This is a genomic window from Streptomyces fuscichromogenes (genome assembly GCF_014645815.1).
GTDB classification, from domain to species: Bacteria; Actinomycetota; Actinomycetes; order Streptomycetales; family Streptomycetaceae; genus Streptomyces; species Streptomyces fuscichromogenes.
In genome coordinates, this window is sequence record NZ_BMML01000003.1 from 293298 (window position 1) to 315756 (window position 22459).

Here is a 22459-nt window from a genome sequence, read left to right on the forward strand (position 1 = left end):
TGGAGACATGCCTCGATGGGATCCACGTGCCGAAGACCGACTCCGCGAGGCGGCGCTGGAGCTGTTCCTTGAGTACGGGTACGAGAACGTCACGGTCGCGGAGATCACCGAGCGGGCCGGACTGACCCGGCGCTCGTTCTCCCGCTACTTCACGGACAAGCGGGACGTGCTGTTCGCCGAATCCGAACAACTGCCGGTCGCCCTCGCCGGTTCCGTCCGGCGCGCTGACGCCGCCCTCTCGCCCTTCGAGGCACTCCTGGCCGCTCTCCTGGACATCGCCGGCGCGCTGGCCGACCAGGCCCCGCTCGCCGCGCAACGGCGCGCGGTCGTGCGGGCCAGCCCGGAGCTGCAGGAACGGGGGCGGACCAAGTTCGCCGACGTGACCGCCGCGGTGGCGGGCGCGTTGCGGGACCGAGGCACCGCGGAATCGCAGGCGACGCTGCTCGCGGAGGTCGGTGTCGCCATCTTCCGCACGGCGTTCGACCGCTGGACCGACCAGCCGGACGGCGTCGGCCTGCCGGTCCGCATCCGGGAGGCGGCCGCCGAACTCGCCGCCGGTCTGGGCGCGGTGGACTTCGATGCGCTGCCCCGGCCGTGACGCGCTGACCGCGCATCGACCGAGGACGACTGCGGATGCCGGACCACGGCCGGGCAGCCGTGGCCATGCAATCCCGCGCCGGTCCTGGCCTCCGCCGCGTCGCCAGTCCACGGGTCCGCCGGCCTGGTGGTCGGCGCGGTGCGGCCCCCCGGCCTGCCGCACACAGTCGAAGCCCGCTGCTCGCCGTACGCGGGGACCGGCCGCATGACGACGACCTAGCGCGCCACCCCTGACCTGCGGCTCAGCAATGTTCCGCTCGACAGGGCCGCTCGGCCCGTCACGAGTCGGCTCTCGGGGCCGCCGGGAAGCGTCGTCCGGGGGCACTTCACCGCGTGTGGAGCGGGCGCATGGGGTATGAGCGGCCTGGAAGCCGTGCGCCGGGCCGCGCCCCCTCGGCCGCACGGACGATGCGATCGAGGGGCCGAGGGACCGGGGAGCCGAGGAGCCGGGCGATCGGGGCCGGGGGTAACGGGGATGACGGATACGACGGACGTGGAGCGGGGAGCGGACGGGGAGGCCGGGGGGCGGATCGCACCGCTGGACCGGCGGGTGTTCGCCGTCGCGGGGGTGGTCCTTGCCGTCCTGATGGTGCTGTCCTCGCGCTACGGCTTCCACATCGACGAGCTGTACTTCCTCGACTGCGCTCGGCATCTCCAGGCGGGCTATGTGGACCAGCCGGCGCTGGCGCCGCTGCTGGCCCGGGTCTCCCTGTCGTTGTTCGGGGTCTCGGAGGCGGGCCTGCGGCTGTGGCCCGCGCTGGCCGCCGCAGGCACGGTGGTCGTAGGCGGGATGACCGCACGGGAGCTCGGCGGCGCGCGGCGGACCCACCTGCTCGCGGCGATCGCTACCGCCACCATGCCCGTGCTCCTGGGCGGCGCGCACGTCGCCAACACCACCTCCTACGAAATGCTGGCGTGGGCGGCGATCGCGCTCGTGGTCGTACGGATCGGCCGCACCGGCGACACGCGGTGGTGGCCGGCTGTGGGAGCGCTGGTCGGCGTGGGCGCGGAATTCAACCACCTCGCGGCGATCTTCGGGGTCGTCCTGCTGGCCGCCACGCTGCTCGGCCCGGCCCGCCGGACCACGGCCGACCGCCGGCTGCTCGCGGGCGTCGCGACAGCCGTGCTGCTCGTGCTGCCCGACCTGTGGTGGCAGGCGCGACACGGCTGGGCCATGGTCGCGATGACGCGGGCGCTGAACGGGGAGAACGGAGGCCCGGGGAACATCCCCACCTGGATCGTGGGGCAGCTCGGCATGTCCTGCCTGGCGATGACCCTGCTGTGGGTGGCGGGCCTACGGTTCCTGTGGCGGTCCGGCCGGCCGCTGTGGCGGTGCCTGGTGACCGCGTACGCCGTGCTGTTCGTGCTGTTCGCCGTGACGACCGGAGCGCAGGTGTACTACCTGGGCGGCCTGTACGTGGGCCTGCTGGCGGCCGGGGCCGTGGGACTCGACGGGTGGCTGCACTCCCGCCCGAACCGGCTGCGCGGCCTGATGGTCGCAACCGCCGCCTCGGCCGCCCTGCTTGCCGTGATCGTACTGCCGGTACTGCCCGCGTCCGACGTGGCCTGGACGTACGGCATCAGCACCAACTCCGGGGAATCTCTGGGCTGGCCCCAACTGGTGGGCACCGTACGGCAGGTGTGGACCGGGCTCCCGGCCGGGCAGCGCGCGAACGCGCTGATCTTCACGGCGGACTACGGCGAGGCCGGCGCCATCAACGAACTCGGGCGGGGCACGGGATTGCCCACTGCGGTGAGCGCCCAGAACACCGACTGGTGGTGGGGGCCCGGCGATCCTGACGCCACGACCGTGGTGGCCGTCGCCCCCGGTACCGACCACGCCGCAGAGTACGGCGCCTATCTGCGCCGGTACTTCGGACATGTCCGCGTGGCCGCCACCCTCTCCAACCCCGACGGCGTGCACAACGTCGAATGGGGCGGCCACGTCTACGTCTGTACGGGCCCCCGGCGCCCGTGGGGCGAGACCTGGCCCGAACTGCGCACCTACTCGTGACCCCCGCGCCCCAACGGCAGGAGCCCGACGTCGGCCGTCCTGGCCCGGTTCAGGCGCGTCCGAGGCGCGAAACGGGCGCAGGGGCATCGGCGGTCCGGCCGGACGCCGGGCATCCGGCCGGGTGGGAGCCCTACTTGGCGAGGAAGGACAGCAGCGCCGCGTTCACTTCTTCGGCGTGCGTCCACAGCAGGCCGTGCGGGGCGCCCTCGATCTCCACGTACTCGGCCGACGGCAGCAGCGCGTGGAACGGCCGTCCGGTCGCGTCGATCGGCAGGATGCGGTCGCCGGTGCCGTGCAGGATCAGGGCGGGGACGTCGACCTTCGCCACGTCGGCGCGGAAGTCGGTGATCCAGGTCGGCACGCAGGCCACGGAGGCATGCGCGGAGGCACCGGCCGCCACGTTCCAGCTGTTGCGGAGGGCCTCCTCGCTGATCCGGCTGCCCAGCGTCTCGTCGAGGTTGTAGAAGTCCTGGTAGAACGCGGAGAAGTAGGCGTACCGGTCCTTGGTGACCGCGTCCAGGATGCCGTCGAAGACCGCCTGGTCGACACCGGTCGGGTTGTCGTCGGTCTTGAGCAGGAAGGGTTCGAGGGAGGCCAGGAAGACCGCCTTGGCGACCCGGGCCGAGCCGTAGGTGCCCAGGTAGCGGCCGACTTCGCCGGTGCCCATCGAGAAGCCGACCAGCACCGCGTCCGTCAGGTCGAGCGCGGTGAGTATCTTGTCGAGGTCGGCGGCGAAGGTGTCGTAGTCGTAGCCCGTGGTGGGCTGGGAGGAGCGGCCGAAGCCGCGGCGGTCGTAGGTGATGACGCGGTGTCCGGCCTCCAGCAGGACCGGCAGCTGCTTCTCCCAGGAGTGGCCGTCCAGGGGGTACCCGTGGATCAGCACGACGGGCTGTCCGGTGCCGTGGTCCTCGTAGTAGAGCTCGATCGACGCGCTGTTCTCTTCGCCAACAGTGATGTACGGCATGACGGTTCGTCCTCCTGGGGTTCGGAGAGTCCAGCACACCAGCGTCGGGGGCCCGCCACCAGGCAGAACCGCAGGCAGAAGTGCAGGCGGAAGCAGGGAGGCAGAACGCGCTTGTTCTAATTGTCGTGATGACCAGACGTTTCTCCGCTGACCTGCCCCACGGCGGCACCGCCTTCGGCGTGATGCTGCGTTCCCTGCGCCGGGCGGCCCGGCTGACCCTGGAGGAGCTGTCACAGGCCTCCGGCGTCAGCGTCCGCGCACTGGGCGACATGGAACGCGGTCGCAGCCGCGGACCCCAGCGCCGCACCGTCGACGCGCTCGCCGCCGCCCTGGAACTCGACCGCGAGCAGCGGCAGCGGCTCCAGCGGCTGGCCGACGCCGGCCGGGAACGCGGTGGTCCCGCCGCGCCGCCGTATCTCCTGCGCACGGTCCCGGACTTCACCGGACGAAGGCAGGAACTGGCCGATCTGGAGGCACTGGCCAAGGGGGACCGCACCCGTGTGGTGGTCCTCTTCGGGCCGGGCGGACAGGGCAAGACGACCCTCGCCGCACAGACCGCACGGCAACTGGCGGCCCGTCACTTCCCGGACGGCTGCGTCAGCGTGCAACTGCACGGCATGAGCGACACGCCCCTGCCCGCCGCCGAGGCACTGGTCCTGCTGCTGACGGCACTCGGGCACCCGCCCGACCGGATCCCGGTGGACCCGATGGCACGCGAGGCCGTCTACCGGGCCACGCTCAGCACCCGGCGCGTGCTGGTCGTCCTCGACGACGCGGCCGACGAGGCACAGGCCAGGCCACTGCTGCCGGACGCGGAGGGCAGCTTCGTACTCGTCACGAGCCGTCGGCCGCTGACGGGACTCGAGGGTGTGCGGCGGATCAGGCTCGGCGCCCTCAGCGGCAGGGAGTCGGCGACGCTGCTGGAACGGATCCTCGGCACCCCGCGCACCGACGGCGAGGCGGAGGCGATCAACCGGCTGGCGGACCTGTGCGGGCATCTCCCGCTGGCCCTGCGGATCGTCGGCAACCGCCTCTCCAGCCGCCCTGCCTGGACCCCCACCCGGCTGGCGGACCAACTCGCCGACGAGGAAGGGCGGCTGGGCAGCCTGGTCGCGGGCGACCTGGCCGTACGCGGCGCGCTCGCCCTCTCCTACCGTCAACTCACCGCTCCCCGCAGGCTGCTGTTCCGCCGGCTCAGCCTGCTCCCCGGCCATGAGACCGGCCCCCACCTCGCCGCCGTACTCGCCGGCGACGACGACCCGACCGCGGTCCAGGACGCCCTTGATCTGCTGGTCGAGCGGGGCCTGTTGGAGGAGCCCACGCCGGGGCGCTACGCGTTCCACGATCTCGTCCGGCTCTTCGCGCGCGAGCAACTCCGCACCGAGGAGCCCGTGTCGCCCGTGGAGGCCGCCGCGCTGCGCATGGCGGACTGGCTGCTGCGGTCGGCCTCGGCGGCGGGCCGCTGGTTCGAGGCACCCGGCGCGCCCGAGCCGTGGCCGGGAGCCACCCCCGCGTTCGTCCCGGCCTCCGCCGACGAAGCGGAGGAGTGGCTCAGCACCGAACGCGCCCACTGGGCCGGCGCGTTGCGGATCATGTTCGAGGCGGAGCGGCACGAGGAGGTCGTCCACACGGCGCGCACGCTGTACTGGTTCTCCGACCGCTGGGACACCTGGCCCGAGTGGCGCACCCTGTTCACCTACGGAGTCCGCTCCGCCGCGGCGCTCGGCGACCCGGCGGCCCAGGCCCACCAGCTCAACTGCCTCGCCTGGACGTACTCGGTGGGCGGCGGCCAGTACCAGCAGGCCGAGGAACACGCCCGTCAGGCACTGGAGTTGGCGACGCAGGCCGGTGACAGCGGTCAGCAGGGCTGGGCCTGGACCTACATCGCCGGCGCCTGTACGCGACTGGACCGGCCCGCGGAGGCGGCACGGGCCGCAGAGGAGGCAGTACGGCTCTTCGGGACGACCGGCGACCGGGCCGGGCTGGCGGTCTCCCGGCGGGTGCTGGGCAGCGCCCTGCGGGAGGCCGGCCGCGCGGAGGAGGCGCTGGCCGTCCACCGGGGTCTGCTCGGTACGGACGCGGGGGACGCGCCCGGTTTCCAGGAGTTCGCGCAGGCGATCCTGCGTCATCAGATAGCCCGTGACCTGCTGGCCCTTCGGCGCTGGCGCGAGGCGGTGGAGGCCTATCGGGCCGTCATCACCCCGGCCACCCATGGCGGCACCGACCGCTTCAAGGCCCAGGCGCTCACCGGCCTCGCCACCGCCCTGGAGCACTGCGGCGACCTGGCCGAGGCCCGCGCCCGACTCGCCGAGGCGCACCGGCTGTTCACCACCGCCGGCGACACGGCCGCCGCGGAACGGACAGCAGCTTCACTCGAACGCCTCGCAGCCCGAACCGCAGATGCTCACGCGACTCCGGACCCCGGCGCGCGATCCACGAAGCAGGGCGTCTGCCCCAGGCGGCGGCCCTGTTGACGCCCCGGCCCCGGTGACCACCCGCGCCGGATCGAGGCCCCTTCGAGCAGCGGACCGGGATGAGCACCAACGCGCTCCTCTCCTCCCCGGCCGCGCTGTCCATGGTGGCGGACCCGCTCGGATCGGTCACCGCGAGGCGGACCGTCGGCTCTGCGCGGGGCGTTGTCAGTGGTGGCAGGCAGGATGGCGGACATGACGACACCTGTGGTGCAGATTGTGGATGCCGCCGCCTATGCGCAGGCGGTCGAGGACGCGGTGACGGCCGCGGCCGCCTACTACGCGGGCGGTACCTCGTCCCTGGACGACGACGCGTACGACAGGCTCGTACGAGGTATCGCCGCGTGGGAGGCCGATCACCCGGACCAGGTGCTGTCCGGTTCTCCCACCGGGAAGGTCGCCGGTGGTGCGGCCGAGGGCGATGTGCCGCACACGGTGGCGATGCTCAGCCTGGACAACGTGTTCTCGCCGGAACAGTTCGCCGCCTGGGCGGCCTCGCTGGCCCGCCGGCTCGGTCACGACGTGGAACGCTTCAGCGCCGAGCCGAAGTTCGACGGACTGGCCGTCGCCGCCCGTTACACCCAGGGTCGGCTGACCCGGCTGATCACCCGGGGCGACGGAATCGCCGGGGAGGACGTCTCGCACGCGATCGGCACCGTACAGGGTCTCCCGGACGAACTGGCCGAGCCGGTCACGGTGGAGGTGCGTGGCGAAGTGCTGATGACCACCGTTCAGTTCGAGCATGCCAACGAGGTGCGCACCGCGCACGGCGGGCAGCCGTTCGCCAACCCGCGCAACGCCGCGGCGGGCACGCTGCGTGCCAAGGACCGCGCCTACACGGTGGCGATGACGTTCTTCGGCTACGGCCTGCTGCCGCTGCCGGACACCGACGATGTCCTGGCCGAACGGCTTTCCGCCCTCGCGCACAGTGAGCTGATGACGCTGACCGCCGGGCTCGGTGTGAACACGACCGCCGCCACCCTGGTGCCCGGCGTCACCGCCGCCACCACCGATGAGGTGCTCACCCGGGTGAAGGAGATCGCCGCGCTCCGTGCCGACCTGCCGTTCGGGATCGACGGCATCGTCATCAAGGCCGATCTTGCCGCCGATCAGCAGGCCGCCGGATCCGGGTCGCGGGCCCCGCGCTGGGCGATCGCCTACAAGCTGCCCGCCGTGGAGAAGATCACCCGGCTGCTGGAGGTGGAGTGGAATGTCGGCCGCACGGGCATCATCGCCCCACGCGGGGTCCTGGAACCGGTCGAGATAGACGGCTCCACCATCACCTACGCCACCCTGCACAACCCGGCCGACATCACCCGCCGCGACCTGCGGCTGGGCGACCACGTCATGGTCCACCGCGCCGGCGATGTCATCCCGCGCATCGAGGCGCCCGTCGCCCACCTGCGCACCGGCGCCGAACAGCCGATCCTGTTCCCGCAGGTGTGCCCGCGGTGCGGGTCCGGCATCGACACCAGCCAGGAACGCTGGCGCTGCGAGCAGGGCCGCAACTGCCACCTGGTCGCCTCCCTCTCCTACGCCGCCGGCCGCGACCAGCTCGACATCGAAGGCCTCGGCGCCACCCGTGTCGTCCAACTCGTCGAGGCCGGACTGGTCACCGATCTCGCCGGCCTGTTCGCCCTCACCCGCGACCAGCTCCTCGCCCTGGAGCGGATGGGCGACACCAGTACCGACAACCTTCTCGCCGCCTTGGCCAAGGCCAGGACGCAGCCCTTGTCCCGGGTGCTGTGCGCGCTCGGCGTCCGCGGCACGGGCCGGTCCATGTCCCGGCGGATCGCCCGGCACTTCGCGACGATGGACCACATCCGAGCCGCGGACGCCGAGGCTCTCCAGCAGGTCGAGGGCATCGGCCCCGAGAAGGCGCCGTCCATCGTCGCCGAACTCGCCGAACTCGCCCCGCTGATCGACGGACTCGCCGCGGCCGGGGTGAACATGACCGAGCCCGGCGCCACGTTCACGCCGGCCGCCGCGGAGCCCGGCACCGAGGGCACGGACGCGGCCTCGACCCCGGCAGCCGGTCCGCTCGCCGGGATGACCGTCGTGGTCACCGGCGCGATGACCGGGCCTCTGGAACAGCTCAGCCGCAACCAGATGAACGAACTCATCGAGCGGGCCGGCGGCCGTTCCTCGTCCAGCGTGTCCAGGAAGACCACCCTGGTGGTCGCGGGTGACAACGCCGGGTCCAAGCGAGCCAAGGCCGAGGACCTCGGTGTCCGTCTCGCCACACCCGACGAGTTCGCCTCCCTCGTCGCCGACCACCTCGTCTGACACCGCCGCAAGGAGAGTCATGTCCTTTCCCGAGCTTCCTCAGCCGGCGCCCGGTGAGGTGCTGTTGGTGAGCACGTGCTACGAGGACGGCAGGGCCCTGTGGGGCGGGCTCCTCGACGGGATCGGGGCCCGCCGGGAAGACGACGGGCTCGTCCTCGGCGACCGGGGGGGGGGCGCGGCTGCGTCTGGTCGAGGACAGCGGATGGCACTACCTGCACGGGGGAAACATCCCGGCGCTTGTTCCCGACGGCGGTCCCGTGCCGCCGGTCGTCGTCCTGGCGGACATCCCGGTGGTGTACGGCGGGGACGGGCCGCTGCTGGTGGACCTGGCGGAGACCCCCGGGCGCGGCGTACGGGTCCCGTCGGCCCGGCTCGGCGAGATCCTCGCCGAGTTGCTGAGCGGTGCCCTCGCCTTCGACGACCTGGTGCGCGGCATGGACCGGTACGGGATGTACCAGGGCGATGGCGGCCGCCCGGCGTTTCCCACGCCGACGTCGGCGCCGTCGCCGTCGCACCGGTCCCTCCCGTCACTGCCCGCCACCTCCGCGGCCCTGCTGGTCCGCACCTGCTTCGACGACGAGGCGGGCTGGCAAGCCCTGCTCGGCGAACTGGGCGGGACGGACGCGGGCGGCTGGGTCGGCGCGGACCCGGACCCGGACGAGATCGACGAGGATCACTGTCCGTTGACGGCGCTGGTCGTCGACGACCCTGTCTTCGTAGACCTCCAGCCGGGCCAGGTCCCGGCGCTCGTCCCGCCCGAGGAGCACACCACGCTGGTCGCGCTCGCCGACGCCCGGACCTTCGCCGCGCCCGGACGACCGCTGACCGTCGTCGACCTGTACGACAGCCCGGGGCAGCAGGCCGTCCTGCCCTGCGGCGAGGTCGGATCGATGACGTGCAACCTGGAGATCGCCAACATGGACTTCCGCGACTTCGTCGCCGAGGACCGATGATCCAGCGGGCATGGTGCGTTGCGCGAGGGACACGGCCGAGGCCACCTTTCACGCCGTACCGGTGTCAGCCGACTTCGCCGTGGGTCCCGTATCCGCTTGAGAGGTTACTGAGAAGTTCCTGTGCGACGCTGGCGCGCCTTCGCACCGTTTCCTGGCCAACTCTTTCAAGGATCTGTTGATGACCCTGATAAACGGCTTGCCCGCACACATCCTGCTCGTGCACCTCGTCGTGGTACTCGTCCCCTTGACCGCGCTGGCGCTCGTGGCCGCAGCGGTCTCACGTCGAGCGGCCCGACGTATGGGCGCGGTGCTGCCGGTGCTGGCGCTGGTCACACTGGTCAGCGTGCCGCTCACCACGCAGGCCGGTGAGTGGCTGGAGCGGCACGTCACGGACGACGCCCTGGTGCAGCGGCATGCCGAACTCGGCGACGGCCTGCTCCCGTGGGCCCTGGGCCTGTTCGCTCTGGCAGCCCTGATCTGGTGGACCGGCCGCTCCGCCACGAAAGCGGATTCCGCCCCGGTTCCCGCGGACGGCGCCTTCTGGTCCGCTGCGCCGGTGCGCGTGGCAGCGATGGTCCTCTCGCTCGTGGTGGCGGCCGGCGCGGTGGTGGACGTCTACCGCATCGGCGACTCGGGCGCGAAGGCGGCATGGCACGACGGCTTCTCCCAAGCGGCCTCGAACGGCGGCACGGATCACTGACGGATCCTGACATGGCAACCGTCCGGGCCGGACGCGCAACGGCCCTCGTAGCGGCTTGCCCTTCCCCACCGGGAATCAGCCTTCGGACGGCGTCCGACCGCACGAAGCGGTGCGCGGGTTTCCACGCGCCCCGGTCGTGCCGCTTGGCACCTGGCCTCTCGAACGCCTGTGGTGTGCGGCCGACCCGCGGTGATCCTCGGCGATGAGACGTTTCCGTCCCTTTGCCGAGCCACAGAGCTCGTAGCACGATCTCGTTGAGATGCCCTGACCAGGCGTGACCGGTGTGACGGTTCGGCCGTCCGGGAGGGTGCGGGAACTCGGGCGTCGGCGGCCGGGCCGGTCATGCCGGCCGCGGCGCTGCTACGAGCTCTGCGGGCTGCTTCTGCCGGCCTTGTGGCCGGCTCGCCACTGGCGGCGTAGCTGTGCCGCCTTGTGCTCGAAGTCAGGACCTCGTCCTGCCACCTGGCTCCACGAGCGGTCCCACTGCCGCCGGAGACTGCCGTCCCGAAGGCCAGGACGCTCAGCACCAGGGGAACAGAGCCGAGCATGCCCCAAGTGTCAACGGCCGCACCGACCCGGTGACCGACAACGAGAGCAGCGCAGTACGGACTTACGGCAAGCCCCCCACACACCGAGGACCACGGCACACCCCAGAACAGCCTGCCGTTGCCTACGGGTGTACCGAAGAACGTCCCAGCTCATGGTGGCCTTTCACGCGGCGCTCAAGCAGCGGTTGCGGCAGGTCAGATTAGGCGGGGCTGTTCCTCGAGAAGCTGAAGCGCCTCGGTCAGCGCGTCGGGTCGTTCGGCCACGGGCAGGGGATCGACCAGGCGGATCTGGCACCCCAGCGCGGCGGCACCGATGTCCGTGACCCGGTCGTCTCCCACCATGAGGGTGTTGGCGGGCGCCACCCCGAGCCTGTCGCACGCCATCTGGAAGATCCGGGGATCGGGCTTCTCCACCTCGCACTCGAAGGAGAGGAAGTAGGCATCGACAAGGTCGTCGACCCCGTGGTCGCGGAAGACCGGGCGCATGTCCCAGCCGATGTTGCTGACGACGGCGATCGGGACGCCTCGCTCGTGCAGGGCGCGCAGGGTTGCCTCCGTGTCGGGATACGGCTGCCAGGCCTCGGACACCTGTGAACGGTCGTAGAGGGCTGCGGCCAGGTCGGCCGACGGCAGCCGCGCCTCCTGAGCGAGGGCCGTGAAGGCGGCCCGGTGTCGTTCGGCGGTCAGATCGCGCCCCCGCCACAGATCCTCCAGATGAGTGGGCACTCGACGCGGAGGCACCCCTCCCGGCTGAGCCCCGAACTCCTCCAACCGGGCAGTGCACGCGTCGAGTTCACTTACGGGCACGGCCAGACCGGCATCCGCTACGACCGCGCGCAGCCACTGCGCGGTCGATTCGATCCGGAAGAGGGTCCCGGAGAAGTCGAACATCACACCCTTGACCATGCCTTCGATCCTGGCCGCGCCCGCCGCCGGCCCGCAAGCTCTTTCGATCGTCACGCTTCGAAGTATCCAGCGACGTCGCGTGCAGGAACGGGCGCTGGTGACGAGATGTGTGAGGCGCTGGTTCCGGTGGAAACACCTGAAGTCCAGCGGGGGATACCTCAGGCGCGGCTGCCGCAACACGAGTGGTTGCCTGCCGACGGCGGATCGAAGAACCCCACACCGCGGCCGACCGCCCCGGCCGACCGCACACCCTCCGCTCTGCCCGCCAGACCCTGAACCGGACCTCGCCCAGGCCTCGGACGCCCTGGGAAGCCGACCGGTGGACCTGGCTGGTCATCGCCGCCCGCACCCGCCGGCCCGGCTCGGACCCGGTCGTGTCCGCCGACGATTTCGTCGCGTTCAAGCAGCGGTGGGAACACCGGCCGACACAGCACAAGGGGCGGCCTCTGGCTGCCGGTCGCAGGGTGGCTCGCGGTTCGGCTCTTCAGGTGAGGGGCTTCGGTGTCGGCTCTCCGTCACCCGGTCGTGCGAACCTGGCCGTCAGGGCGGCAAGTTCCACGCGCGACCTGACCTCCAGCTTCTGGAAGACGTGGCGCAGGTGGTAATCCACCGTGTGGGGCGAGAGGGAGAGCAGCGCCGCGGCCTCCCGGTTGGTCAGTCCCCTGGCGATGTGTTCGGCGACTCGGCGCTCCGACGCCGTGAGCGTCGCCCATCTGCGGGCGGCCGTCGCGTCTTCTGGCGACGGGGGCTCGGCCATGTGCAGCCAGACGACGGCACCCACCAGGATCTTGCCGTCCCAGATCGCCTGACAGTGGTCCGCGCGTGCGCCGGAGGGCAGCACGACATAGGAGCCTGTGTGCTCGGACCGCTCGGTCAGTTCCCGGCTCGCCCACTCCCACAACGCGGCCCGGTCCACGGATCGGAGAATCCCGGCGGCGGCCGAGTTGAAGAACATCGTCCTGGAGTCGACGGCGGCGATCGGGCCCTTGATCTCGCGTCGTGCCCGCAGGAAATGCTCGTGCAGGAGTCGGGAGGCGCTACCGGTCTTCTGGAGCGGGCGCTGTCGTGTCTCGTGGACCAGTGGTCCGACAAGCGCGGGCATCTCGGGTTGATACGTCTCCTTCCTGCGGTTCGGGTCGCCGGTGCCGAGGAGCTGTTCGCCGGCGGGGTCGGTGACGGCACCTGGGGCGCGGGCCATGGCTGTCCGACCGCCGTCGAAGTGCTGCGTTGCGCGCACCACCGACGCACCACGCTCGACAGTCGGGGATCCGACGGCGTTCGCCCCGGTCAGGAGAAGCGCGACCTGCGCCTCCGGCGAGTCCTCCCTCCCATGGGCCCGCACGGGACCCGCAGCCGACCGGAGTCGGCAGCCGACGCCGACGTCCGGGTCGTCCTCCACCCTGGTCAGAAGATGCTTCATTCGCATGGCTGGCCTCTCTCCACCGGGCAGGGCAGGCACGGTTCCCCCACAGGATTCAAACGGTCAGTTCTCTGTGCACTGCGAGCTGAGTCAGGTGGCCTCCACCGCGGTGGCTCCTGATCAGCCGGTGTGCTCTCCTTCGGCGTTCCGGGCCGCTCGGGGAAGGCTGAGTGCTGTCCGGTGACGGTACGGGGGTGGGGGTGTGCAAAGCGTGCCAAGAAGGTGACCACCCGCCAGGCGAGCGTTCACGACTGTGGCGGACCGGCGGAGTACGGTTGCCGAGCCCCGCGTACGTGTGGTCTCAACCGCGGATTGACGACGAGGTGCCGAGCCGGGTGCCGGCAGGGCGCCGGAGCTTGTCGCGTACGTGCTCGGCGTCCGGGTGCTCGATGGTCTCCAGGATCTCCAACGCCTGCCGCCAGGCGCCCGCCGCCCGCTCCGGGGCGCCGTCGGCCTCCCACGCGTCACCGATGTGCACGAGGGTGTCCGCTTCCAGGTAGTCGTCGTGGATCTCGCGGTACGCCGCCAACGCGTGTTCGTAGCAGGTGAGGGCCTGCTGATACCGGCCGAGGTGATGGTGGGCGTAGCCGAGGCTGTCCCAGGCGGCGGCCTCCCCGTTGCGGTCGCCGAGTTGCTGGTTCATGGTGATCGCCCGTTGGCAGTCGGCCAGGGCCTCCTCGTACGCGCCGAGCAGAATGTGGGTCCAGCCGACCTCGTTGAAGATGCCTGCCTGTCCGCTGCGATGACCGGCCGCCGCGTACAGCGCGTGCGCCTCGCGGTAGTGGTCGAGTGCCTCGTGGTGACGGCCTTGGCGGTTGGCCTGGAAGGCCAGGTAGCGGTGGACGCGCCCCTGGCCGGGCGCGTCGCCGATGGCGGCGAACAGTTCCAGCGCGGTGGACAGGTGCTCGCGTGCCTCGGCGGGGCGCTCCAGGCGCCCGTTCACGAAGCCCAGGGCCCGGTGCGCGTGGGCGCGTCCCGAGAGGTCGCCCAGTTCCTCGGCCGCGTGCAACGCCGCTTCCTGAACGACTAGTTGGTCCTGCCACCGGCCGTGCCGGTCCAGGAAGAGCTCCAGTGTCGCGGCGAGCTGCCAGCAGTGGGTGCCCAAGCCGGTACGGGCCGTCTCCTGCACCGCCGCGAGGAGGACCGGACGCTCGGCGTTCAGCCAACTTGCCGCCTTTTCCCTGACTTTGAACGTCACCGGACCGGCCCCGGTGACGACCCGCGGGGACAGGGTGAGACGTTCCCGGTGGGGTGCGAGCAGGCTGTCGGCCCGGTGAGCGGTGTGCAGGAGGTGGTCGAGCAGCCGGTGCCGTGCGGCGTCCCGCTCCTCGGGAGTGTCGTGTGACTCGGCCAGTTCCGCGCCGTAGATCCGCAGCAGTTCGTGTGAACCGAAGCGCCCCGGGGACCGCTGGGTGAGCAGATGCGCGCCGACCAGTTCGGCGAGCAGCGGGCGGGTGTCCTTGAGAGGCAGGCCCAGCAGCACGGCCGCGGTCGCGGTGGACGCGTCGGGTCCGGGATGGAGCGCCAGGAGGCGGAACAGTCTCGCCGCACCTGGCGTGAGAGCGTCGTAGGACCACGAGAACGCCGTGCGGGGGTCGGTGACGGGATCGTCGTGGGTGAAGGCGGCGAGGCTGCCGCGGGTCCCTCGCAGGTCCTCGGCGACGGACGAGAGGCTCCGGCCCGGATGGGCCGCGGCCCGGGCGCTGACGATGGCCAGCGTCAACGGCAGGGAGCCGCACAGTGCGACGATCTCGTCAGCGGCCGTCGGCTCCTCCGCGACCCGCTTCGTGCCGAGTCGCCTCATCAGGAACTCCCTGGACTCCGCGGCCGTCAGGAGGTCGAGCGAGAGGGGATGGGCGCCGTCCACGACGACGAGTCCGTGCAGGTGGTTGCGGCTCGTGACGACTATCAGGCATCCGGCGGAGCCCGGCAGGAGCGGGCGGACCTGTTCGGTGTCGCGCGCGTTGTCCAGCAGCACCAGGACGCGGTGACCGGCGAGCAGAGTCCGGTAGAGGGCGGCCTGGGCGTCGAGGCCGGCCGGTATGCGGTGCGCGGGGACGCCCAGGGCGTCGAGGAAGCCGCGGATCACCTCCGCGGGATCCGCGATCGACCCCGACGGGTCGAAGCCGCGCAGGTCGGCATAGAGCTGGCCGTCGGGGAAGCGGTCGGCGATCTGGTGGGCCCAGTGCACGGCCAGGCTGGTCTTCCCGATGCCGGCCATGCCGCCGATCGCGCTGATCACCACGGTGTGCGGCCGATCGTCCGGCGGTGACAGGAGTGCGTGCACGCGCCTCAGTTCGGCGTGGCGGCCGGTGAACATACGCAGGTCGGGCGGGAGTTGCGCGGGACGGACCCGGGTCGAGTCGCCTGCCGGAGCCGTCCTCTCGGTGGCATCCTCCGGTACGGAGGCGCCGCCGTACGGCAGTTGGAGGGCGTTGTAGTCCGTATCGACGTGGGGACCGGTCTGCGGACTGCTTTCGTTCTCCGGTCGGTCCGGTGGCGTGGCGGCGGCGCTGCGCGGCAACTGCTGTTCGGCGGACTGAAGTTCCGGGCCCGGGTCCAGACCCAGCTCGTCGACGAGTCGCGTACTGACGTCCCGGTAGGCGTTCCGCGCCTCGGCCCGGTGTCCGGTCACCGCGAGCGCTGTGACGAGACTCGCGTGCAGCACCTCGTCCAAGGGGTGGGCCGCGGCCGTCTGCCGGAGGATCGGCAGCATCTGCCCGGCGAGTGCCGGTCCGGCTTCGAGGGCCACCGCGGCGGCTTCCTTCACCGCGGCCGGATACTCCCGGTCCACCGACGCGAAGACGGGGTGTGCGCGCACTTCCGGCGCGATCCCCGACGCCGTGGGTCCGCGCCACAGGGTGAGTGCCTCGATCAGTGCTGCGGCCGCTCGGGCCGGGTCGCCCAGATCCCGGGCCGCACTCGCCTCGTCCCGCAGGGAACGGAACCGCTGGAGGTCGAGCTCCCCTGCGCGGAGTCTCAGGCGGTAGCCTCCGGAACCACGGACGAGGCGGCTCGACGTGGTCTGTCCCGACGGATCCGTGTCCAACAGCTTTCGCAGAGCGCCCACATGACGGTGCACCACATTGACGGAGCCGGCCGGTGCGTTCTCGCCCCAGAGCACGTCGACGATCTCGTGGACCGGAACGGGTTCCCCCACCCGCGCCAGGAGCAGGGCCAGCAGGGCGCGTCGCTTGGGCGGGCCCGTCTTCAGCTCCGTCTCGCCTCGCCAGACTCTGACGGGCCCCAATACTGTGAAACGCACGGTTCGGATTCTATGACCCCGGCGGTTCACACGGGCCGACCTTGATCATTTCCGGCCTTGAGCGCTCCCGTCCTGCGATGCTGTCGCCGATGGTCACTTCAGCCACCTCAACCGGTGATCGCCGAATGCCCACGCCGCCCCCGCCGCAGCGAGCCGGATCGAGCAGCGGCGCTCGGCACGACGGACGGAGTCCCCGCATGATCGAGTCGGCGATGCAGACACTCGCCGGGCAGGTCGACCCGGCACGGCTTCGACGCGATGTCGACGCCCTCGCGGCGTGCCCACGCAGTCGGGTGCGCACGCCGAAAGCCATGGCCGAGGCGGAGCGCCATGTGACGGGCGAGCTGACGGCCGCCGGATGGCAGGTCGAGCGAGAGCCGTTCGACCTGCGCTGGCAACCAGGTACGACCGACCGGCAAGGGCACCGGCTCCTCCCTCTCAAGCTGCGCCTGCACCGGAGGCTGACCGGCGCCAACCTGATCGCGAGACTCCCCGGGCACCCACAGCGGCCGACGGTGCTGATCGGCGCGCACCTGGACTCCGTGGACGCAAGCCCAGGAGCCGACGACAACGCCTCCGGTGTGGCGGTCCTGCTGGAAGCCGCCCGGCTGCTCGGCGCGCTGGAAGAGCCGCCGCCCGTCACCCTCATGTGCTTCGACATGGAGGAACTGGGGCTGATCGGCTCGCGGTACGCCGCCCGGCAGTTCACTGCCCGGCAGGAACAGGTGGCGGGCATGATCTGCCTGGAGTCGGTCGGGTACTTCGCGCCCGAGCCCGGTGGTCAGCGGCTGCCCGCGGGCTTCGGACTGGCCTTCCCCTCGGCCGCCCGCGAGGTCCGTGCGAACCGCTTCCGCGGAGACTTCACCCTCGTGGTCCACCGGCGTTCCACACAGGACGCGGCCACTCTGTGGCAGCGCGCGGCCGCGTGTGCGGGTCCGGCACTGCCCGCCCTCCCTTCGATCGCCCTCCGTGACCGACGTCCCGAAGGGCCGCTGGGTCTGCTCATCGGCCTGGCGGTGCCACCGGCGAATCACCTCGGGCGCAGCGACCACGCCTCGTTCTGGAACCGTCGGATCCCGGCCCTCATGCTGACCGGCACCGCCAACTTCCGCAATCAGCACTACCACCGCCCCACGGACACGCCGGACCTCCTCGACTACGACCGGCTGGCCGCGGTCACCGCCGCGACCGCGGCCACCGCGCTGCACTGGCCGTGCGGGTGAGCCGACGTCATGGTCATGGGCGACGTGCACCCTTTGGTCCTCCTGTACACCCGCGGCCGCCCGACCTCGACCCGGTACGACCTGCCTTCGCCCTGCGGGCCGGGGTACTGTGAGCTGGGGAAAGGTCCCTGACGGCACGGCCGGAACGCGCGTCGGCCGCGGGCGGAGAGGGCGGGGCGGGGCCTCGGGATGAGGAGATTCATGACCATGGTGCGCTACGCGTCCAGCAGGCAGAGGGCATGTCCGGGCTCCGGCTCGCGCTTCGCCGGTCACCGTGCTCGGCCGACCGCCACATGACGCAGGCGGCCGAAACACAGAGACCGTTAGCCGCACCCACGACCGGTTCTGCCGGCAGGCGGGAGGTCCGTGCCCCGGGGGAGACGGTGCACTTCGCCGTGCTGGGTCCGGTACGCGCCTGGCGGGCCGATGGCGAGCTGCGCCTGGGGCCCCCGCAGCAGCAGGCGTTCGCGGCGCTGCTGCTGGCGAGCAGCGACCGGCCCGTCACCGCCGCGGAAGTCGTCGACATGCTGTGGGGACAGGATCCGCCGCTCAGCGCGGTCAACGTCGTGCGCCGCTATGTGGGGGCGCTGCGCCGTGTGCTGGAGCCGGGGCTGCCCCGGATGGCGACCGGGAGCTGGCTGCTCCGAGAGGGCGGCGGATACCGGCTGGACGTCGACGCCACCACACTTGACCTGCTGCGCTTCCGTGACCTTCGCGCGCAGGCGCGAGCGGCCGACCGGACGGACGATGCCGTGTCCGCCCTTGAGCTGTATGCGCAGGCCCTGGCGCTGTGGCGCGGTCACGCGGCCGCCGGGATACCGGTTCAGGCCCGCAGCCACCCGGTGTTCGCGGGACTCGACGGTGAGCGGCTGGCCACGGTCAAGGAGGCCGCCGACGTGGCCCTGCGCCACGGCCGCGCGGAACCGGTGCTGGCTCAACTGCAGGGCCTGGCGGACGGCCATCCCCTTGACGAACCGCTGCACGGCCGGCTGATCCGGGCGCTGGCGCTGACGGGCCAGCAGGCCCAGGCCCTGGAGACGTATCAGAAGATCCGGGCGCTCCTGGCCGAGGAGTTGGGCGTCGAGCCCTCCGCCGAGTTGCTGGCCGCTCACCGCGAAGTGCTGAGCGCGCGGTCCGCCCCCGCTGCGCCGACGCCCCTCGCGCCCTTGGCGGGTGACGGCTCCACCGGTGGGGCCGCTGCTCCGGAGACGGCCTCCCCGGCTCGCGACGACCTGCTCGTGCCGCTGCCCCGGCCTGCCCAACTCCCGGCCGCCTACGAACACTTCGCGGGCCGCGAGGCCGAGATCGACCACATGCTGCGCCGCCTTCCGGACGCCTGTGTCGACGGTGGACCCGGCACCACCATGGTGATCAACGCCATCGGGGGCATGGCCGGAGTGGGCAAGACCACCTTGGCCGTCCAGGTGGCCCATCGAGTGGCGGACCGGTTCCCGGACGGCCAGCTCTACGTCAACCTGCGGGGATTCGACCTCCATGGCGCGGCCATGGACCCGGCGGAAGCCGTACGAGGGTTCCTGGAGGCTCTGGGAGTCAGCCGCAAGCAGATGCCCGACAGTCTGGAAGCCCAGTCCGCCCTGTATCGAAGCCTCCTCGCGGACCGACGCGTCCTGGTCCTGCTGGACAACGCGCGCGACGCCGACCAGGTACGTCCGCTGCTGCCCGGCGCCGCCGCCGGCTGCCTGGTCCTGATCACCAGTCGCAATCAGCTGACGAGCCTGGTGGTCGCCGGCGGCGCCCACCCCCTCACCCTGGACCTGCTGTCCCCGAAGGACGCCAGGCAGTCACTCCTACGACGCCTCGGAGCCGACCGGGTGGCCGCCGAACCCGCTGCCGTCGACACGATCATCTCCCTCTGCGGTGGGCTGCCACTTGCGCTGTCCATCATCACGGCCCGCGCCCTGATGAACCCGACGTTCCCGCTGTCCGGCATCGCGGCGGAACTCATGGAGGCGAACGGAAGCCTCGACGCCTTCGACGGCCTCGACGCCGCGACAGACGTACGGACGGTGTTCGGCTGGTCGTACCGCATCCTGACCGGCGAAGCTGCCCGGCTGTTCCGGCTCCTGTCCCTGCATCCCGGGCCGGACATCGGGACACACGCGGCCGGCGCACTCGCGGACCGCCCGACCGCCCGGGTCCGTTCCCTGCTGGCGGAGCTGACGCGCGCGCACCTTCTCACCGAGGAGGCCCCGGGCCGGTACCGCTTCCATGACCTCCTGCGCGCGTATGCGAACGAACTCGCTGGCGCCGGGGACGGGGAAGGGGACAGCGAGGAGGAGCGGCGCGACGCGATGTGCCGCATGCTGGATCACTATCTGCTCACCGCGCATGTCAGCGCCTCCCTTCTCGATCCGGCGGGTGTCTTCCCCTCGCCGGCCCCGTCGTCGGAGGCGACGGGGACCCCGGTGGCCCTGCGGGACGCCGAGTCCGCCCTCAGCTGGTTCAGTACGGAGCGGCTCGTCCTGCTGGAAGTGGCGCGGCAGTCGGTGGACGACGGGCTCGGCGGCCACACGTGGCAACTGGCGCGGCTGCTGGACCCGGTACACGAACGGTTCGGGCACTGGCACGACTGGGCGGACCTCCAGCGCATCGCTCTCGCCGCGGCCCAGCAGCTCGGCGACCCCGTCGGCGTCGCGCATGCCCACGGTGGCCTTGGCCGCGCCTGTTCACTGCTCCGCCGCTACCCCGAGGCCGAGGACCACCTGCGTCACGCCCTGTCCCTGTTCGAGGCCCTGGGCGACGACCTCGGCCAGGCGCACACCCGACGCGCCCTCGGCTGGGTGATGACCCGTACCGAGAGGCACGGTGAGGCGATACGGCAGACCAGGCACGCCCTGGACCTGTACCGCATCGCCGGACACCTGAGCGGGCAGGCGGACGCGATGAACGCGATCGCCTGGTACGAAGCGGTACTCGGCGACTACGACAAGGCCATGGCCAACGCCCTACGGTCGCTCTCCCTGTACCGACGGATGAAGGACCAAGGCGGTCCGTACGAGGCCAACGCCTGGGACACCCTTGCCTACGCACATCACCATCTGGCCAACTTCAGGCGGGCGAAGGCCTGTTACCTGCGAGCCATCGCCATGCTCCGCAGGAACGGCGACCGTTACAACGAGGCCGGCAGCCTCACCCGGCTCGGCGACACCTACGCGGCGACCGGTGACGACGCGGCCGCTCGCGCGGTGTGGGTGCAGGCGGCGGACATCCTCACGGAGATCGATCCCCCGTGGGCGGCCGAGGTGCGGGCGAAGCTTCGGACCGACGGCACATCGACTGCCATGACCGAGTGACCGACGGCCTCTGCCAGCTGCGCGCGGGCCGCGCGTGCCCTCTCCGGGGGCGGCCGGCCCCCGAAGGCCGACAGGGCATCTCGGTGCAGGTCACCGGCGGGGCGATCCGCGAGGACCTGCACCGAGTCATGGACCAGGCCCCTCGGGGCATGGCCGAGTCGAGCGGTCACTTGCCCAGGAAGGCCAGCAGCGCGGCGTTGACCTCCTCCGCGTGTGTCCACAGCAGACCGTGCGGGGCGCCCTCGATCTCGACGTACTCGGCCGAGGGCAGCAGCGCGTGGAAGGGTCGCCCGGTGGAGTCGATCGGCAGGATCCGGTCGGCCGTGCCGTGCAGGATCAGCGTCGGTATGTCGATCTTGGTGACGTCGTCGCGGAAGTCGGTGATCCAGGTGGGCACGCAGGCCACCGACGCGTACGCCGACGCGCCCGCCGCCACGTTCCAGGAGGCCCGCACGGCCTCTTCGCTGATCCGGTCCCCGAGCGTCTCGTCGAGGTTGTAGAACGCCTCGTAGAAGCCGGTGAAGTAGGCGTAGCGGTCCCCGGTGACCGCCGCCAGGATGCCGTCGAAGACCGACTGGTCGACGCCGCCCGGGTTGTCGTCGGTCTTGACCAGGAAGGGTTCGAGCGAGGCCAGGAACGCGGCCTTGGCGACGCGCTGCGAACCGTACGTGCCCAGGTAACGGCCGACCTCTCCCGTGCCCATGGAGAACCCGACGAGTACCGCGTCGGTGAGATCCAGTTCGGTCAGCAGCGTGTCGAGGTCGGCCGCGAAGGTGTCGTAGTCGTAGCCCGTGGTCGGCTGCGACGACCGGCCGAAGCCGCGGCGGTCGTAGGTGATGACCCGGTGGCCCGCGTCCAGCAGGGCCGGGAGCTGCTTCTCCCAGGAGTGGCCGTCCAGCGGGTAGCCGTGGATCAGCACGACGGGCTGCCCGCTGCCGTGGTCCTCGTAGTACAGCTCGATGCCGGTGGAGTTCTCCTGGCCGACGGTGATGTACGGCATGTCGGTTTCCCTTCGCGGTGTGGTGGATCAGCGCGCTGACGGCGCCGGGGTGGGTGAGGTGGGTGTGGCGTGCGCGCTCAGCTCCAGCTCTCGGCCGTGTCGCGCCGTCGCAGCCGGTCGGCCGTCACCGCGCACCCCGCGAGAACGGCCGCGGCGGCCCACAGCGGAGCGGCGATCCGGCCGTGGCGCAGCAGCAGACCGCCGACCAGCGCCCCCGTCATCATCGCCAGGATCGAGGCGACGCGCCGCAGCCGTACCTGGTTCGAGGTCCGGTCCGCGAACAGCCCCGCGGCCGTCAGGGTGAGCACCGTCGTGGTCAGGTCGGGGACCGCCAGCCGGCGGACCACGGCGTTCTGGGCGCCCATCGCGACGGCCGGCAGGGCGACCATGGCCAGCTGTGTGCCGCGGCGCGTCGGATCGGCGAAGGCCGCCAGCAAGGCCGTCACGGCGACCAGTACGCACTGGGCCCCGCACGTGACGGCCAGCAGCCGGCCGCGGTGGGTCGTGCGGGTGCTGCCGTGGCGTCCGCCGACGAACGCGCCGGCCCCGAAGCAGCCGACGGCCACAAGCGTCGCGCTCCAGGAGACGCCGCCGGCTCCGGCGACCGCGAATCCGAAGAAGACGATGTTGCCCGTCATGTTCGCGACGAAGACGTGGCCCAGCGTCAGATAGCTGACGGCGTCGACCAGGCCGGTCCCGATGGTCAGGGCGAGGAGCAGGCCCGGCAGCGGACCGTGGTCGCGGGAGCCGGTCATCTCCGTCGCCGCCGATCGGTGGCGCGCCCGCCACGGGGATGCG

14 protein-coding genes are annotated in these 22459 nt (G+C 71.7%); 8 read left to right on the plus strand and 6 right to left on the minus strand.

Annotation, left to right across the window (positions count from 1 at the left end; genetic code table 11):
* The first annotated feature begins 7 nt into the window (after positions 1 to 7).
* Entirely contained in the window at positions 8 to 598 is a 591-nt protein-coding gene (locus tag IEZ11_RS08385; protein ID WP_189261982.1) for a TetR/AcrR family transcriptional regulator, read from the plus strand.
* A gap of 474 nt (positions 599 to 1072) precedes the next feature.
* On the plus strand, positions 1073 to 2611 hold the full coding sequence (locus tag IEZ11_RS08390) for an ArnT family glycosyltransferase (protein WP_189261983.1): 1539 nt from the start codon (positions 1073 to 1075) through the stop codon (positions 2609 to 2611).
* Between the two features lie 130 nt (positions 2612 to 2741).
* On the opposite strand, the gene IEZ11_RS08395 is transcribed toward IEZ11_RS08390, so the two are convergent.
* Positions 2742 to 3575: an alpha/beta fold hydrolase gene (locus IEZ11_RS08395; protein WP_189261984.1), complete on the minus strand. Its 834-nt coding sequence runs from the start codon at positions 3573 to 3575 to the stop codon at positions 2742 to 2744.
* A 128-nt stretch (positions 3576 to 3703) separates the two neighbouring features.
* On the opposite strand from IEZ11_RS08395, the gene IEZ11_RS08400 reads away from it, so the two are divergent.
* From IEZ11_RS08400 to IEZ11_RS08415, 4 genes are all read left to right on the plus strand, one after another.
* Positions 3704 to 6049 (plus strand): ATP-binding protein, encoded by a 2346-nt coding sequence (locus IEZ11_RS08400; protein ID WP_189261985.1) that lies wholly within the window; start codon positions 3704 to 3706, stop codon positions 6047 to 6049.
* Between the two features lie 192 nt (positions 6050 to 6241).
* The gene (gene ligA / locus IEZ11_RS08405; protein WP_189261986.1) at positions 6242 to 8332 is read left to right on the plus strand and encodes an NAD-dependent DNA ligase LigA; all 2091 of its coding nucleotides are present in this window, start codon (positions 6242 to 6244) and stop codon (positions 8330 to 8332) included.
* Positions 8333 to 8544: 212 nt separating this feature from the next.
* Entirely contained in the window at positions 8545 to 9285 is a 741-nt protein-coding gene (locus IEZ11_RS08410) for a DUF6924 domain-containing protein (protein WP_373294876.1), read from the plus strand.
* A 178-nt stretch (positions 9286 to 9463) separates the two neighbouring features.
* Positions 9464 to 9985 carry a DUF2231 domain-containing protein gene (locus IEZ11_RS08415; protein WP_189261987.1) on the plus strand — a complete coding sequence of 174 codons (522 nt, stop codon included), beginning with the start codon at positions 9464 to 9466 and terminating at the stop codon, positions 9983 to 9985.
* Between the two features lie 743 nt (positions 9986 to 10728).
* On the opposite strand, the gene IEZ11_RS08420 is transcribed toward IEZ11_RS08415, so the two are convergent.
* The 3 genes from IEZ11_RS08420 to IEZ11_RS08430 all read right to left on the minus strand — a co-directional run bounded on the left by IEZ11_RS08420 (position 10729) and on the right by IEZ11_RS08430 (position 16124).
* The gene (locus IEZ11_RS08420; protein WP_189262220.1) at positions 10729 to 11439 is read right to left on the minus strand and encodes an HAD family hydrolase; all 711 of its coding nucleotides are present in this window, start codon (positions 11437 to 11439) and stop codon (positions 10729 to 10731) included.
* Between the two features lie 484 nt (positions 11440 to 11923).
* Positions 11924 to 12676, minus strand: coding sequence for a helix-turn-helix transcriptional regulator (locus IEZ11_RS52205; RefSeq protein ID WP_308426462.1), 753 nt, complete (start codon positions 12674 to 12676; stop codon positions 11924 to 11926).
* A gap of 484 nt (positions 12677 to 13160) precedes the next feature.
* Entirely contained in the window at positions 13161 to 16124 is a 2964-nt protein-coding gene (locus IEZ11_RS08430) for an AfsR/SARP family transcriptional regulator (RefSeq protein WP_229712876.1), read from the minus strand.
* Positions 16125 to 16321: 197 nt separating this feature from the next.
* Here IEZ11_RS08430 and IEZ11_RS08435 point away from each other — a divergent pair, with 197 nt between their 5' ends.
* Both IEZ11_RS08435 and IEZ11_RS08440 read left to right on the plus strand, forming a co-directional pair.
* A complete protein-coding gene (locus IEZ11_RS08435; RefSeq protein WP_229712877.1) occupies positions 16322 to 17347 on the plus strand; it encodes a M28 family peptidase in 1026 nt (341 codons plus the stop codon).
* Between the two features lie 383 nt (positions 17348 to 17730).
* A complete protein-coding gene (locus tag IEZ11_RS08440; protein WP_229712878.1) occupies positions 17731 to 20661 on the plus strand; it encodes an AfsR/SARP family transcriptional regulator in 2931 nt (976 codons plus the stop codon).
* Positions 20662 to 20827: 166 nt separating this feature from the next.
* Here the strand turns inward: IEZ11_RS08440 and IEZ11_RS08445 are convergent, their stop codons facing one another.
* Both IEZ11_RS08445 and IEZ11_RS08450 read right to left on the minus strand, forming a co-directional pair.
* The gene (locus tag IEZ11_RS08445) at positions 20828 to 21661 is read right to left on the minus strand and encodes an alpha/beta fold hydrolase (protein ID WP_189261990.1); all 834 of its coding nucleotides are present in this window, start codon (positions 21659 to 21661) and stop codon (positions 20828 to 20830) included.
* A gap of 77 nt (positions 21662 to 21738) precedes the next feature.
* Positions 21739 to 22416, minus strand: a complete 678-nt coding sequence (locus IEZ11_RS08450; RefSeq protein ID WP_189261991.1) for a YoaK family protein — start codon at positions 22414 to 22416, stop codon at positions 21739 to 21741.
* Positions 22417 to 22459: the final 43 nt, after the last annotated feature.

Excerpts from the sequence above, each read along its gene's own strand:
- IEZ11_RS08435 (WP_229712877.1), top strand. The coding sequence starts at position 16,322 with ATGATCGAGTCGGCGATGCAGACACTCGCCGGGCAGGTCGACCCGGCA.
- IEZ11_RS08420 (WP_189262220.1), bottom strand. The coding sequence starts at position 11,439 with ATGGTCAAGGGTGTGATGTTCGACTTCTCCGGGACCCTCTTCCGGATC.
- IEZ11_RS08390 (WP_189261983.1), top strand. The coding sequence starts at position 1,073 with ATGACGGATACGACGGACGTGGAGCGGGGAGCGGACGGGGAGGCCGGG.
- IEZ11_RS08415 (WP_189261987.1), top strand. The coding sequence starts at position 9,464 with ATGACCCTGATAAACGGCTTGCCCGCACACATCCTGCTCGTGCACCTC.
- IEZ11_RS08395 (WP_189261984.1), bottom strand. The coding sequence starts at position 3,575 with ATGCCGTACATCACTGTTGGCGAAGAGAACAGCGCGTCGATCGAGCTC.
- IEZ11_RS08450 (WP_189261991.1), bottom strand. The coding sequence starts at position 22,416 with ATGACCGGCTCCCGCGACCACGGTCCGCTGCCGGGCCTGCTCCTCGCC.
- ligA (WP_189261986.1), top strand. The coding sequence starts at position 6,242 with ATGACGACACCTGTGGTGCAGATTGTGGATGCCGCCGCCTATGCGCAG.
- IEZ11_RS08385 (WP_189261982.1), top strand. The coding sequence starts at position 8 with ATGCCTCGATGGGATCCACGTGCCGAAGACCGACTCCGCGAGGCGGCG.
- IEZ11_RS08400 (WP_189261985.1), top strand. The coding sequence starts at position 3,704 with ATGACCAGACGTTTCTCCGCTGACCTGCCCCACGGCGGCACCGCCTTC.
- IEZ11_RS08445 (WP_189261990.1), bottom strand. The coding sequence starts at position 21,661 with ATGCCGTACATCACCGTCGGCCAGGAGAACTCCACCGGCATCGAGCTG.